This window comes from Streptomyces sp. NPDC127190 (assembly GCF_042672505.1).
Lineage (GTDB): Bacteria > Actinomycetota > Actinomycetes > Streptomycetales > Streptomycetaceae > Streptomyces.
In genome coordinates this window covers 183508-196990 of the sequence record NZ_JBHXVE010000001.1, presented here as the reverse complement: position 1 = coordinate 196990, position 13483 = coordinate 183508, and the positions used below count along the sequence as shown (strand labels likewise).

Annotated in this window: 13 protein-coding genes; 6 read left to right on the top strand and 7 right to left on the bottom strand. The window is 74.1% G+C overall.

Translation table 11 applies throughout. The annotated features are described in order from the left end of the window. Positions 1 to 142: 142 nt before the first annotated feature. Together ACFVIU_RS00845 and cofC are read right to left on the bottom strand one after the other, a co-directional pair. A complete protein-coding gene (locus ACFVIU_RS00845) occupies positions 143 to 346 on the bottom strand; it encodes a hypothetical protein (RefSeq protein WP_385839754.1) in 204 nt (67 codons plus the stop codon). 10 nt (positions 347 to 356) lie between these two features. Beyond that, positions 357 to 1028 carry a 2-phospho-L-lactate guanylyltransferase gene (cofC, locus tag ACFVIU_RS00840; RefSeq protein WP_385840301.1) on the bottom strand — a complete coding sequence of 224 codons (672 nt, stop codon included), beginning with the start codon at positions 1026 to 1028 and terminating at the stop codon, positions 357 to 359. 152 nt (positions 1029 to 1180) lie between these two features. Between cofC and ACFVIU_RS00835 the strand changes: the two genes are divergently transcribed. The 3 genes from ACFVIU_RS00835 (at position 1181) to ACFVIU_RS00825 (ending at position 4197) form a co-directional block, all read left to right on the top strand. Further along, complete coding sequence (locus ACFVIU_RS00835; protein WP_385839753.1) at positions 1181 to 1951, top strand: lysophospholipid acyltransferase family protein; 771 nt, start codon at positions 1181 to 1183, stop codon at positions 1949 to 1951. Beyond that, positions 1948 to 2958 carry an NAD(P)H-dependent glycerol-3-phosphate dehydrogenase gene (locus ACFVIU_RS00830; protein WP_385839752.1) on the top strand — a complete coding sequence of 337 codons (1011 nt, stop codon included), beginning with the start codon at positions 1948 to 1950 and terminating at the stop codon, positions 2956 to 2958. Before ACFVIU_RS00835 ends, ACFVIU_RS00830 begins: the two co-directional genes overlap by 4 nt. A gap of 81 nt (positions 2959 to 3039) precedes the next feature. Continuing rightward, positions 3040 to 4197: a D-alanine--D-alanine ligase family protein gene (locus ACFVIU_RS00825; RefSeq protein WP_385839751.1), complete on the top strand. Its 1158-nt coding sequence runs from the start codon at positions 3040 to 3042 to the stop codon at positions 4195 to 4197. A gap of 3 nt (positions 4198 to 4200) precedes the next feature. Here ACFVIU_RS00825 and ACFVIU_RS00820 read toward each other — a convergent pair whose 3' ends face one another. Then, positions 4201 to 4722: a DUF3515 domain-containing protein gene (locus ACFVIU_RS00820; protein WP_385839750.1), complete on the bottom strand. Its 522-nt coding sequence runs from the start codon at positions 4720 to 4722 to the stop codon at positions 4201 to 4203. A gap of 20 nt (positions 4723 to 4742) precedes the next feature. Further along, positions 4743 to 4976, bottom strand: coding sequence for an Lrp/AsnC family transcriptional regulator (locus tag ACFVIU_RS00815; RefSeq protein WP_385839749.1), 234 nt, complete (start codon positions 4974 to 4976; stop codon positions 4743 to 4745). A gap of 248 nt (positions 4977 to 5224) precedes the next feature. Here ACFVIU_RS00815 and ACFVIU_RS00810 point away from each other — a divergent pair, with 248 nt between their 5' ends. Continuing rightward, a complete protein-coding gene (locus ACFVIU_RS00810) occupies positions 5225 to 6190 on the top strand; it encodes a thiamine-phosphate kinase (protein WP_385839748.1) in 966 nt (321 codons plus the stop codon). Further along, a complete protein-coding gene (thiD, locus tag ACFVIU_RS00805) occupies positions 6187 to 6993 on the top strand; it encodes a bifunctional hydroxymethylpyrimidine kinase/phosphomethylpyrimidine kinase (protein ID WP_385839747.1) in 807 nt (268 codons plus the stop codon). Before ACFVIU_RS00810 ends, thiD begins: the two co-directional genes overlap by 4 nt. Here thiD and ACFVIU_RS00800 read toward each other — a convergent pair. From ACFVIU_RS00800 to rpmB, 3 genes are all read right to left on the bottom strand, one after another. Then, complete coding sequence (locus ACFVIU_RS00800; protein ID WP_385839746.1) at positions 6981 to 8183, bottom strand: FAD-dependent monooxygenase; 1203 nt, start codon at positions 8181 to 8183, stop codon at positions 6981 to 6983. The genes thiD and ACFVIU_RS00800 overlap by 13 nt on opposite strands. 35 nt (positions 8184 to 8218) lie before the next feature. Continuing rightward, a complete protein-coding gene (locus ACFVIU_RS00795) occupies positions 8219 to 11245 on the bottom strand; it encodes a BTAD domain-containing putative transcriptional regulator (RefSeq protein WP_385839745.1) in 3027 nt (1008 codons plus the stop codon). A gap of 112 nt (positions 11246 to 11357) precedes the next feature. Further along, positions 11358 to 11543, bottom strand: coding sequence for a 50S ribosomal protein L28 (gene rpmB / locus ACFVIU_RS00790; protein ID WP_003993230.1), 186 nt, complete (start codon positions 11541 to 11543; stop codon positions 11358 to 11360). A gap of 257 nt (positions 11544 to 11800) precedes the next feature. Between rpmB and ACFVIU_RS00785 the strand changes: the two genes are divergently transcribed. After that, positions 11801 to 13483: DAK2 domain-containing protein (locus tag ACFVIU_RS00785; protein ID WP_385839744.1), on the top strand; the 1683-nt coding region annotated here is incomplete at its 3' end.

Genomic DNA, 13483 nt, shown 5'->3' with positions numbered 1-13483 from the left:
CGCTCTCGCCCACCAGCCCCCACTTCGCCCTCCACCCTCTGTCTGTAGTCGCCTCCCCGCGCGAGAGCGGGGCCCCCCCGCCGGGGGCCGGGCCCCCCCCCGCCCCCCCCCCCCCGCGGCGTGTACGGGGCCAGTTGCCCGGTTACAGGGTCTGGAGGGTGACCAGGGTGATCCGCAGGGTCTCACCCGTCCCTTCCGTCTCCAGCCGCACCCGCTGCCCCGGCCGCAACAGCCTGAGGCCGCCCGCGTCGAACGCGGCCGTGTCGAAGGGGACCGGGGTGCCGTCGTCCAGAAGCACCTGCCCGCTGCGGGTCTCGGGGTCGTAGGTGTAGGCGGTGGCGTGCATGACGGTCAGCCTAGTGTCCGCCGCCACGGAAGGCGCGAGGGGCCCGCGAGCCCGGGATCGGCAGGCCCGCCGACACCGCCGCCGTGTGCCGGCCCACCCCCAGGGCCAGTGCCGCCCGGAGATCCTCCCCGGTGTCCACGTCCTGCCGTACCGAATCGACGCCCGGCAGCACGAGTTCCGCCGCCCCCGAGATCCGGTGCCGGGCACGGGAATCCGGCCCGAACTCCGGCCGCAGTTCCCGCCCGGGCCCCGCGGCCAGCAAGGTCGTGCCCAGTTCGGCCGCATCCGGAAGAAAGGCCCGCGGGAATTCCGCCGCCGCGCCCAGGACGAGGGCCAGCTCCGCCGCCCGCAGCGCCGGCAGATCCGCGTTCAGGGCCGCGACCGGCACCCCCGGGCGGGACTCCCGCACCGCCGCCGCGCCGTGCGCCAGAGCGGCGTTCAGGCCCCGCCCGGGGCGGTCCGGGACGATCCGCGCGCCCAGCGCCGCCAGCTCCCGCGCGGCCAATTCGTCGTCCGTGACGACCGCCACATCCGCCACCGCCGGGCAGGACACCGCCGCGGCCACCGTGTCCTGCGCGAACGCAAGGGCCAGCCCGGGCCGCACCCCGTCGGCGGCGGTGTCCGAGAGCCTGCTCTTGGCCCGGGCGAGGGGCTTCAGAGGAATCACCAAGGTCCACTGCACCGCGTACCGTCCCTCTCTCGTCACGATCATTGTCCCCCGGGTCCTCGGGCAGCCCGACCGTCGGGGCGTACGGTGTTCTCGACAGACCGGCGGCCCGGCGCGACACTTGTGCGGCCCCCGCCGGGGTGGCAGCCCTAGAGGAAGGTGTCCTTGTGCCCCGCCGCAGAATCGGCTTCTGGTACCGCTTCGCCGCGGTGATCTGCAAACCGCCGCTGGTGGTTCTGATCAAGCGGGACTGGCGTGGAATGGAGCACATTCCGGCCGAGGGCGGATTTATCACCGCGGTGAACCACAATTCCCATGTGGACCCCTTCGCGTACGCCCATTATCAGTACAACACCGGACGGGTTCCGCGATTCCTGGCGAAGAGCGGACTTTTCAAGAAGGGATTCGTCGGCGCCGCGATGCGCGGCACCGGACAGATCCCCGTCTACCGTGAGTCCACGGACGCGCTGAGCGCCTTCCGGGCCGCGATCGACGCCGTGGAACGCGGTGAGTGCGTCGCCTTCTACCCCGAGGGAACCCTCACCCGCGACCCGGACGGCTGGCCCATGACCGGCAAGACCGGCGCCGCCCGCGTCGCCCTCCAGACCAGGTGCCCGGTCGTGCCCGTCGCCCAGTGGGGCGCCAACGAACTGCTGCCGCCGTACGCCAAGAAGCCGAATCTCTTCCCGCGCAAGACCCACCATGTGCTGGCGGGCCCGCCGGTGGACCTGTCGCGCTTCTACGGCAAGGAGATGACCCCGGAGGTCCTCAAGGAGGCCACCGAGGTCATCATGGCGGCCATCACCCGCCTGCTGGAGGAGATCCGCGGCGAGAAGGCGCCCGAGAGGCCCTACGACCCGCGCCGCGAACGGATCGAGCAGCGGCGCCGCACCCAGGCGCAGACGCGAGGCAAGGAACCGGAGGGCCAGGGCACGTGAGCAAGGCGGTAAAGGCGGCGGTCATGGGCACCGGCTCATGGGGCACCGCTTTCGGCATGGTCCTCGCCGACGCGGGCTGCGAGGTGACGGTGTGGGCCCGCCGCCCGGAGCTGGCCGAGGCGGTCAACTCCACCCGGACCAACCCCGACTACCTGCCCGGGGTCGAGCTCCCGGAGCGGCTGCGCGCCACCTCGGACGCGGCCGAGGCGCTGCGGGACGCGGACTTCACCGTCCTCGCCATCCCCTCCCAGACCCTGCGCGCCAACCTCGCCGAGTGGACCCCGATGCTCGCGCCGGACACCGTGCTCGTCTCCCTGATGAAGGGCGTCGAACTCGGCTCCACCATGCGGATGAGCGAGGTCGTCGAGGACGTCGCCAAGGTCGGCGCCGACCGCATCGCCGTGGTCACCGGGCCCAACCTGGCCCGCGAGATCGCCGCGCGGATGCCCGCCGCGGCCGTCGTCGCCTGCACCGACGAGCGGGTCGCGCAGCGCCTCCAGGCCGCCTGCCACACGCCGTACTTCCGGCCGTACACCAACACCGACGTCGTCGGCTGCGAACTCGGCGGCGCGGTCAAGAACGTCATCGGGCTCGCGGTCGGCATCGCCGACGGCATGGGCCTCGGCGACAACGCCAAGGGCTCCCTCATCACGCGCGGCCTCGCCGAGACCACCCGGCTCGGCAGCGCGCTCGGCGCCGACCCGATGACCTTCTCCGGCCTCGCGGGCCTCGGCGACCTGGTCGCCACCTGCTCCTCGCCGCTGTCCCGCAACCACACCTTCGGCGCCAACCTGGGCAAGGGCATGACCCTGGAGGAGACCATCGCGGTCACCCGGCAGACCGCCGAGGGCGTCAAGTCCTGCGAGTCCGTGCTGGATCTGGCCCGCCGGCACGACGTCGACATGCCCATCACCGAGACGGTCGTCGCGATCGTCCACGAGGGCAAGTCGCCGGTGGCCGCGGTGAAGGAGCTGATGTCGCGCAGCGCGAAGCCGGAACGACGCTGAGCGACCACCCGGGGGACGTGGCGCCACGGCGGCCGAGCGGGCGCTGACTCGGGGGATACCAACGGGTACTCTCAACGCGATATGAGCACCGAGAACCTCCCCCAGACCCCCGAGCAGCCGTCGCGCAAGCCGCGCGTGGCCGTCGTGTTCGGCGGCCGCAGCTCCGAACACGGCATCTCCGCGGTCACGGCCGGCGCCGTCCTCAAGGCCATCGACCGGAGCAAGTACGACGTCCTGCCGATCGGCATCACGCGGGAGGGCCGCTGGGTGCTCACCGCCGACGAGCCGGAGCGGATGGCCATCACCGACCGCCGCACCCCCGAGGTCGCGGACCTCGCCGAGTCGCACGAGGGCGGCGTGGTGCTCCCCGTCGACCCCGCGAACCGCGAGGTCGTCTACAGCGAGCCCGGCTCCGTGCCCAAGGCGCTCGGCGAGGTCGACGTGGTCTTCCCGGTGCTGCACGGCCCGTACGGCGAGGACGGCACCCTCCAGGGCCTCCTGGAGCTGTCCGGAGTGCCGTACGTCGGCTCCGGCGTGCTCGCCTCGGCCGTCGGCCAGGACAAGGAGTACATGAAGCGGGTCTTCACCTCCTTCGGGCTCAAGGTCGGCCCCTACGTGGTGATCCGCCCCCGGGAGTGGCAGCAGGACGAGTCCGCCGCCCGGAAGAAGATCGTCGACTTCGCCGGCGAGCACGGCTGGCCGCTGTTCGTGAAGCCCGCGCGCGCGGGCTCGTCCATCGGCATCACCAAGGTCGACGACCTGTCCGGCCTGGACGAGGCGATCGCCGAGGCGCAGGCGCACGACCCGAAGATCCTGGTCGAGGCCGCCGTACGGGGCCGTGAGATCGAGTGCGGCGTGCTGGAGTTCGAGGACGGGCCGCGCGCCTCCGTCCCGGCCGAGATCCCGCCGCCGGACGCGCACGCGTACTACGACTTCGAGGCCAAGTACATCGACTCCACCCCCGGTCTCGTGCCGGCGCCGCTCACCGAGGCGCAGACCGCCGAGGTGCAGGAACTCGCCGTGCAGGCCTTCGAGGCGGCCTCCTGCGAGGGTCTGGTCCGCGCGGACTTCTTCCTCACCGAGGACGGCGAGTTCGTCATCAACGAGATCAACACCCTGCCGGGCTTCACGCCGATCTCGATGTACCCGCAGATGTGGCAGGCCAGCGGGGTCTCCTACCCCGAGCTGATCGACCGCCTGGTGCAGGCGGCGCTGCGCCGCCCCACCGGTCTGCGCTGACCCTCAGCCGCGCATGGAGGCGATCCCCTCGGGGATCGCCTTCTTCACGGCCGGCGCCAGGTCCGTGAGGACGCCGGTGCCCTCCTGCTGCGCGGACATGCCCTGGGGCAGGCTCACCTGCACATAGGCCACGCGGCCCGCCGTGGTGAACCGCCAGGTGCCGTCGCTCTGCTTCTCCATCAGCCAGTCGACGCCGTCGACCCCGCCCGCGATCGCGTCCGGGTCGCCGCCTTCGGCCACCTTGGGGTCGATCATCTTCGGCGGCCGTACGACACCGCAGCGCAGTATGATCGCCGGGTTTCCCCAGCCCGCCGTGTAGGCGGACCGGGGTCCGGGGTCGTTCCGGCTTCTGCCGTCGAGCTGCTGCGGCAGCACCCGGTGCAGTTCCCGGCACACCGGCGCCGTCTTCGCGTCGGGGCGGGGAACCGTCACCGTCGTGCCGTCGTCTGCCGAGGAGCAGCCCGCGACCGCGACGAGCAGCGCGGGCGCGAGCACGCCGAGAGGCCGGTGACGGAAAATGTTCACCGGCCAAGCGTAGACGGGGGCTAGATATGCACGACCGGGCAGGTCAGGGTGCGCGTGATGCCGTCCACTTGCTGGACCTTCGCGACCACCATGCGACCGAGGTCGTCGACGGTGTCGGCTTGTGCGCGCACGATGACGTCATACGGTCCCGTCACGTCCTCGGCCTGGATCACTCCAGGAATCTTGGTGATCGTGTCGGCGACGGTCGACGCTTTGCCGACCTCCGTCTGGATCAGGATGTACGCCTGTACCACGGAACCTCCAGGGCGGCCACGAGGATCATGTGGGGGAAAGGAACGCCACGGTATCGCGTCGCCGCGCCCCTCGGGGAGACCCGCGGGAACCGGGCTTGCGCGCCAGAGTGCAGGCACGACGGAAGTTGACGGTCGGATCGGCCTTCATCCACGGTCATTCCGACCGTATCGACGGTCATCTCGACCGTATCGGGGACACTGATGACGCGCGACTGGGCACGGCTAGGGAAGAAGGGGAGCCAAGGGACATGAAGGGCACTGTTGGTGAGCTCGGGGAGTTCGGGCTCATCAGGGAGCTCACCTCCCGTCTCACCACCACCCCGGCGGTCCGGATCGGGCCCGGCGACGACGCCGCGGTGGTCGCCGCACCCGACCGGCGGGTGGTGGCGAGCACGGACATCCTGCTGGAGGGCCGGCACTTCCGCCGTGACTGGTCCACGGCCTACGACGTCGGCCGCAAGGCCGCCGCACAGAACCTCGCGGACATCGCCGCCATGGGCGCCGTACCGACCGCGCTGCTGCTCGGTCTGGTGGTGCCGGCCGAACTCCCGGTGACCTGGCCGAGCGAGCTGATGGACGGCCTGCGCGACGAGTGCCAGGTCGCGGGTGCCTCGGTGGTCGGCGGAGACGTCGTACGCGGCGACACGATCATGGTGTCGATCACCGCGCTCGGCGATCTGCGCAACCAGGAGCCCGTCACCCGCGGCGGAGCCCAGCCCGGCGACCTGGTGGCCGTCACGGGCTGGCTGGGCTGGTCCGCGGCCGGCTACGCGGTGCTGTCCCGCGGCTTCCGCTCGCCGCGCGCCTTCGTGGAGGCCCACCGGCGCCCCGAGCCGCCGTACCACGCGGGTCCGGCCGCGGCGGCGCTCGGCGCGACCGCGATGTGCGACGTGAGCGACGGGCTGATCGCCGACCTCGGGCACATCGCCGAGGCCAGCAAGGTCCGGATCGACATCCGCTCCGGCGCGATCGACATCCCGACCCAGATGAACGACATCGGACAGGCCGTCGGCGTCGACCCGCTCCAGTGGGTGCTCACCGGCGGAGAGGACCATGCGATCGTGGCGACCTTCCCGCCGGACGCCAAGCTGCCGGCCCGCTGGAAGGTGATCGGCGAGGTCCTCAACCCCTCCGCGCTGCCCCAGGTGACCGTGGACGGGGCGCCCTGGACCAGCAAGGGCGGCTGGGACCACTTCGGGGACATCGAGTCATGAGCCTGCCCCGGGTGCTCACGGTGGCCGGCTCCGACCCCGGCGGCGGCGCCGGGGTCCAGGCCGACCTGAAGACGATGCTGGCGCTCGGCGTGCACGGGATGAGCGTGATCACGGCCGTGACCGCGCAGAACTCGCTAGGCGTCCAGGGCGCCTGGGAGCTGCCCGCCGAGGCCGTACGGGCCCAGTACCGCAGTGTCGTGGACGACATCGGCGTACAGGCCGTGAAGACCGGCATGCTGGCCTCGGCCGAACTGGTCGAGACGGTCGCCGAGTTGATCTCCGGCACGGACGCCCCGGCGGTGGTCGACCCGGTCGGCGTCTCCAAGCACGGCGACCCGCTGCTGGCCGCCGGCGCGCTGGACTCGGTGCGCGCCCGGCTGCTTCCGGCGGCGACGGTGGCCACCCCCAACCTCGACGAGGTGGCCCAACTCACCGGTGTGCGGGTGGAGTCCGAGGGCGACCTGCGGCGGGCGGCGGATGCCGTCCTGGCATACGGTCCGCGCTGGGTGCTGATCAAGGGCGGCCATCTCGCCGGGGACGCCGTCGACCTGCTGACCGACGGCTCGGCCGAGCACTGGCTGCGCGCCCCGCGCCTCGACAACCGGCACACCCACGGCACCGGCTGCACCCTGGCGTCCGCGATCGCCTGCGGACTCGCGAAGGGCCTGAGCGTCCCGGACGCGGTCCAGGCCGCCAAGCGCTACGTCACGGGCGCCATCGCCGCCGGTTTCCCGCTGGGCACGGGCATCGGCCCGGTGCACCACGGCTGGGCCCTCGGCACGCCCCGCCCTCAGGCCGGGTAGTCCCCCAGCTCGATCGCGGTCGCCGCCTTCTCCGTCATCCGCTTGAAGAACCCGCCCAGCGGCCGCGAGCTCAGCAGCCGGTACATCCGGTCCCGGCTGCGGATCCGCCGCTCGGTGGGCGGCGCGAAGAACGGTCCCGCGTTGCCGGAGATCTTCTGGCAGCCCTTCGCGAAGTCCGTGATCCGGCGCTCGTACGCGGCGAACGCGGTGCGGTGGTCGCCGCCCGCCAGGGCGAGTTCACCGGCCAGCACATACGCGCCGACCATCGCCACCCCGGTGCCCATCCCGCCCATCGTCGCGCCGTACCCGGCGTCGCCCAGCAGCGCCACCCGCCCCCGGGTGAGCCGGTCGACATGGATCTGGGCGATCGCGTCGAAGTACAGGTCGTCGGCGTCCCGAAGCGCCCCGAGGACGTACGGCGCCTCCCAGCCCATTCCCGCGAACCGCTCGGTGAGGATCCGGCGCTGCGCGTCCAGGTCCCGGCGGTCGTACGCCAGCTGCTCGGACCGGAACACCAGCAGGGCTCCCGCGCGGTCCGGGTCGCCGTCGTAGTTGCTGATGCCGACGCAGCGGCCCGGCTCGCTGTACAGGCGGGCGGTGCGGTCCAGACCGAGGTGGTTGGGAAGGCTGAAGGCGGCCACGTAGTGATCGAAGAAGCGCAGATAGCGGGACTCGTCGCCGAAGACCAGACGGCGGGTGTTCGAGTGCAGGCCGTCGGCGCCGACGACCAGGTCGAAGCGGCGGGGCGCGCCCCGCTCGAAGGCCGCCTCGACGCCCTGCCCGGTGTCCGTCAGCGCGGTGACGGAGTCGTCGAAGACGTACTCCACCGTGTCCTTCGTACGCTCGTACATGATCCGCGCCAGATCGCCGCGGAAGATCTCCACATCGCCGCTCATCATCTCCGCGGGCAGGTCCACGCGCGGGCTGCCGTCGGCGGACACCACGGTCTGGCGGCCCATGTGGGTCTGGCGGGCGTGGATCTCGTCCCACAGGCCCATCGCGGTGAGGACCCTGCGGTGCACACGCCCCCGGAAGTCCACGGCGAAGCCGCCGCCGCGCAGCTCGGGCGCCTTCTCCACGACGGTGACCCGGGCGCCGTGGCGGGCCAGGTTCAGGGCGAGGGCGGGGCCGGCGACGCTCGCGCCGGAGATCAGGACGGTCAGGTGGCTCAGATCGGCTGTCTTCGTCATGTGCCCTACGGTCCAGGGCCCCGCTGACCGTGCGCCTACCGTTCGCTGACCGCCGCTGACCGAAGCTTCCGGCCCTGCTCAAAGGCCTGCTCGAACTCCTTTGGGGACAGGCACGCACGCGTGTGCTCCGTCGTCGTCACGACATCGGGGTCGCCGAGCTGCGGCGTGCCCCTCAGGCCCGCGGCGGCGCCGAGGAGTTCGGCCGCCCGCTCCGGCCGCGGGGCCACGGCCGCGAGCGCGTCGGCGACATCGGCCAGCAGCAGCACCTCCGGCGACTCCAGGGCCTGGGCGTGGGCCTGGGCGAGCCACTCGCGGGCGGTGCCCAGGTCCCCCTCGGCGGCGGCCGTGCGCGCCAGCCCGATCATGATCCGCGCCGTCTCGCCGACGCTGAACCAGGTGGCCGCACAGGTGTGAAGGGCGTTCTCGTAGTGCACGCGCGCGCGTGCCGGGTCCCCGGTCAGCCGGGCCACATCGCCCAGGCCGCGCAGCGCCCCGGCCGCCTTGTCGGTCGCCCCGGCGGCGCGGGCCAGGTCGTACGAGCGCGTGAAGTGCGCGGCGGCCTCCTGCGCGGATCCCCGGCCCAGCAGGGTGATCGCACGGGTGCGCAGCAGATCGGCGGTCTCCTCGGGCGCGTCCAGCTCCCGGACGTGCACCAGGCCCTCGTCCAGCAGGGCCAGCGCCCGCGCGTACTCGCCGCGGCCGTACGCGAACCCGGCCAGCGGATCGAGGCAGTTGGCCAGTCCCCAGCGGTCCCCGGTCGCCCGGAAGCCCTCCCACGCGCGCGTGAAGGCCGCCTCCGCCGCCGCGGCCCGCCCCGCGAACAGCGCCTGGTAGGCGAGGCCGACGTCCAGCAGGGCGAGACTCCACGGCTCCTGCCCGATCTGCGCCCGCACCCGCGCGTCCGTGCTCAGCAGGGGGCCGCCGGTGAGGGACCACAGCACCACCGTGAACGGCAGCCGCAGCGGTCCGTCCAGCGTGGCCATGACGGCGGCCGCGCGCGCGACGAGAGCGGCGTCCTCGGGATCGTCGCCCTGCCCGGACACGGCGTTCATCACGCACAGGGCGTACTCCTCCGCCAGCCCGGGCGGCGGCTCGGCGCCGACCGCCGCGAGCAGCGCCCGGGCCCGCGGCACCCGGTCGCCGTGCAGGCCGCGCAGCCGCCGGAACCAGGTCAGGGCGGCCATCAGCCGCAGCGCGTCCCCGGGCGCGGTCGCGGTCAGATGGCGCAGCGCCGCGTCCAGGTTGTCCTGCTCGGCGGTCAGCCGGGCCAGCCAGGGCAGCTGCCCGCCGCCGCGCAGGGCCGGCTCCGCCCGCTCGGCCAGCCGCAGGAAGTACCCGGCGTGCGCCGCCCGCAGCGCCGCCGGCTCGGCCAGCGACTCGGCGGCGAAGGCGCGGATCGTCTCCAGCATCCGGTAGCGCCCGTCGGCCACCTCGACGAAGGACTTCTCCACCAGGGACGCCAGCGCGTCCTCCGGGTACGGCACCCCGCACACGGCCGCCACGGCGTCCAGCGTGGCGCCCCCGGCGAAGACGGTCAGCCGGCTCGCCAGCTCCCGCTCCGCCGTGTCCAGCAGCTCCCAGCTCCACTCCACCACCGCGCGCAGCGTGCGGTGCCGGGGCGCCTTGGCCCGGTCTCCTCGGGTGAGCAGCCGGAACCGGTCGTGCAGCCGGTCGGCCAGCTCCTCGGCCGACAGCGTGCGCAGCCGTGCCGCCGCCAGCTCGATCGCCAGCGGCAGTCCGTCCAGCGCCCGGCAGATCTCCGCCGCGCGCGCGTGCCCGTCGAAGCCGGGGCGCACACTTCGCGCCCGGTCCAGCAGCAGCCGCACGGCGGACTCCTCCGGCAGCGGCGGCACGGGCACCAGGACCTCGCCCGTGAGGGCCAGCGACTCCCGGCTGGTCGCCAGCACCCGGACGTCCGGGCAGGCGGCCAGCACCCGGGCGACCGTCCGTGCGGCGGCCTCGACCAGATGCTCGCAGTTGTCCAGCACCAGCAGAACGGCCCGGTCGGCCAGCGCGGCCAGCAGCCGGGCCGCCGCGTCCGTGGCCGGGTTGCGGAAGCCGTCCCGCACCCCGAGCGCCGCCAGCACCGCGTACGGGATCCGGGAGCCGTCGGCGAGCGGGGCCAGCTCCACCAGGCACACCTCGGTGCCGGTGCGGGACCGGGCCGCCTCCAGCGCCAGCCGGGTCTTGCCGACGCCCCCGGGGCCGGTGAGCGTCACCAGCCGGGAGCCGGCCAGCGCCTCCTCGACCCGGGCCAGCTCCGCCTCCCGGCCGACGAAACGGGTCAGCTGGGCCGGCAGCGCGGGCCGGACGGGGGCCTCGGGGCCGCCCCGGAGCAGCTCCCGGTGGAGCGCGGAAAGTTCGGCCGACGGATCCGTGCCCAGCTGGTCGGCGAGCGTGCGCCGCGCCTCCTCGTACACCGTGAGCGCCTCGGCGGGCCGCCCGGCGGCGTGCAGCGCCCGCATCAGCTGTCCGTACGGCCGCTCGTCCAGCGGATGCTCCGCGAGCAGCGCCCGCAGCTCCGGCACCAGCTCCGCCCCGCCGCCGAGCCCCAGCTCCGCCTCGATCCGGTCCTGTACGGCGGCCAGCCGCAGCTCCGCGAGCCGGGCCCGGTCGGCGTGCGCGTCCGGCAGGTCGGGCAGCGCCGGGCCGCGCCACAGCGCGAGCGCGTCCCGCAGCAGCGCCGCCGCGCGCGGGTGGTCGGCGGCGGCGAGCGCGGTACGGCCCTCGGCGGCGAGCCGGGCGAACCGGTGGGCGTCGACGGTGTCCGGATCCACGGTCCGGGGGCCGACGGCGAGGGTGTAACCGGCGGGGACCGCGTCGATGCGGGCGTGCGGGGCGAGCCGCCCGCGCAGCCGGGATATCTGCGACTGGAGCGCGTTCGCGGCACCGGCGGGCGGCTCGGCGCCGTACAGGCCGTCCAGCAGACGCTCCACGGAGACCGCGCGGCCGGCGTCCAGGAGCAGCAGGGTGAGCAGCGCGCGGGGGCGGGGGCCGCCGGGGGACAGAAGGGTGCCGTCGCCGGTGCGGATCTCCAGGGGGCCCAGAATGCCGAAGCGCATTCTGCGCATTGTTCCATCCACCGCGCGCGGGTACGGCAAAAAGCCGGCCCACCCGAAGGTGGACCGGCTCAGTGCAGCGGACCAGGCAGTGGCCGCGCGCTCAGCTGGTGCGTCAGCGCGAGACCTTGCCGGCCTTGATGCACGAGGTGCAGGCGTTCACGCGCTTCGGCGTCCCGCCGACCACGGTACGCACACGCTGGATGTTCGGGTTCCAGCGGCGGGACGTACGGCGGTGCGAGTGCGAGATGTTGTTGCCGAAGCCCGGCCCCTTGCCGCAGACGTCGCAGTTGGCAGCCACGGGTCACTCCAAAGACTTCAGATGCACTTACGGTTAATCCCGGCATGCCGGGATCGAGATCGTACGACCTGAGATCTGAGTGGCGGTGCCAGGGGAACAGCCCGATCGGATCGGGCAACCGGAGCAGCATACAACGGCCGCGCCAGCAGAACGAAACTACCATGGCGGATCGGTGCCCCGCTCCCGGCCCGCCTCGGCCGGACACCGGCCCGGGGTCTACGCTGCGTGCCACGTCCAGCCAGCTCAGGGAGGCGCAGGTGGCGCAGGTGCCGCAGACATTCCTCGATGCTCTCGCGGTGCGCACCTGGTGCGGTCTGGCGCTCCGGGCGCTCGGCCGGGCACGGGAGGAGATCGACGCGATCAACGTCTACCCCGTGGCCGACGGCGACACCGGGACCAACCTCTATCTGACGGTGGAGTCCGCCGCGACGGCCGTGGAGGCCGTGTTCGCCGGGTACGGGACCGGCTCCGCCGAGCCGTCCCTCGCGGACGCGGTACGGGCCATGGCGCACGGAGCGCTCATCGGCGCCCGGGGCAACTCCGGGACGATCCTCGCCCAGCTGCTGCGCGGCATGGCCCAGGTCCTCGCGGACGGCGGGGACCGTGACGTACCCCACATCGACGGTGCGGAGCTGCGGCTGGCCCTGCGCCGGGCCGCCGACTCCGCCCGGCAGGCCGTGGCCCATCCGGTCGAGGGCACCGTCCTCACCGTCGCCTCGGCCGCCGCGGACGCCGCCGACGGAGCCGAGGGCGACTGCGCGGCCGTCGCCCGGGCCGCCTACGCGGGGGCGCGGGCCGCCCTGGCGGCGACCCCCGGCCAGCTGGCCGTGCTGGAGCGGGCCCACGTGGTGGACGCGGGCGGCAGCGGACTGGTGACGGTGCTGGGGGCGCTGGTGGAGGCGGTCACCGGGGAGCCGGTCGCGCCGGAGACGGTGCGCGGGCACGCCGTGGCCCGGGGCGACACGGCGGACGCCGTCCACGCGCGCGCGTGCGCTCCCGGCCCCGGCGGGTGCCCCGGGGGCGCCGGAACCGGCGGCCCCGCCTTCGAGGTGATCTATCTCCTGGAGGCCGACGACGCGGCCGTGGCCCGGCTGCGCACGCGGCTCGACGCCCTCGGCGACTCCCTCGTGGTGGTCGGCGGCGACGGGCTGTGGAACGTGCATGTCCATGTGGACGACGCCGGTGCCGCCGTCGAGGCGGGTGTGGAGGCGGGCCGGCCGTACCGGATCCGGATCACCCACTTCGGGCTGGGCGACGTGCACACCGCAGGCCGGCCGCACCCGCGCGAGCGCGCCCAGCGGGCCGTCGTCGCCGTCGTCCCCGGCGAGGGCCTGGCCGGGCTGTACACCGAGGCCGGCGCGACCACCGTCCTGGCGCGCCCCGGGGAGCCGCCGGCCAGCGGGGAGCTGGTGGAGGCGGTACGGCGGGCCCACGCGCGCGAGGTGGTCCTGCTGCCCAACGACTCCGAACTGCGCCACACCGCCGCCGCGGCCGCCGAGCAGGCCCGCACCGAGGGCATCCGGGTGGCGCTGATCCCGACCCGCTCGGCGGTGCAGGGCATCGCCGCGCTCGCCGTGCACGAGCCGGAACGCCGCTTCGACGAGGACGTCGTCCAGATGACCTCGGCGGCGGGCGCCACCCGCTACGCCGAGATCACCGTGGCCGAACGACAGTCCTGGACGACGGCCGGCATCTGCCAGGCCGGGGACGTCCTGGGCCTGATCGACGGCGATGTGGCGGTGATCGGCCCGGAGGTCGCCGCCACCGCCGAGACGGTCCTGGACCGCATGCTCCAGGCCGGCGGCGAGCTGGTCACCCTCGTCGTGGGGGGGGGGGCCCCCCCCCCCCCCGCGCCCCCCCGCCCCCCCCCCCCGCGGGCGCCCCCCCCCCGCGCGGGGCGGCTCGGGGTGAGCGGGGGGCGGCGGCGCGCGCGGGGCGCG

Coding starts and splice junctions, on each gene's coding strand:
- ACFVIU_RS00845 (WP_385839754.1), bottom strand. CDS start 346: ATGCACGCCACCGCCTACACCTACGACCCCGAGACCCGCAGCGGGCAG.
- ACFVIU_RS00825 (WP_385839751.1), top strand. CDS start 3,040: ATGAGCACCGAGAACCTCCCCCAGACCCCCGAGCAGCCGTCGCGCAAG.
- ACFVIU_RS00810 (WP_385839748.1), top strand. CDS start 5,225: ATGAAGGGCACTGTTGGTGAGCTCGGGGAGTTCGGGCTCATCAGGGAG.
- thiD (WP_385839747.1), top strand. CDS start 6,187: ATGAGCCTGCCCCGGGTGCTCACGGTGGCCGGCTCCGACCCCGGCGGC.
- ACFVIU_RS00800 (WP_385839746.1), bottom strand. CDS start 8,183: ATGACGAAGACAGCCGATCTGAGCCACCTGACCGTCCTGATCTCCGGC.
- ACFVIU_RS00795 (WP_385839745.1), bottom strand. CDS start 11,245: ATGCGCTTCGGCATTCTGGGCCCCCTGGAGATCCGCACCGGCGACGGC.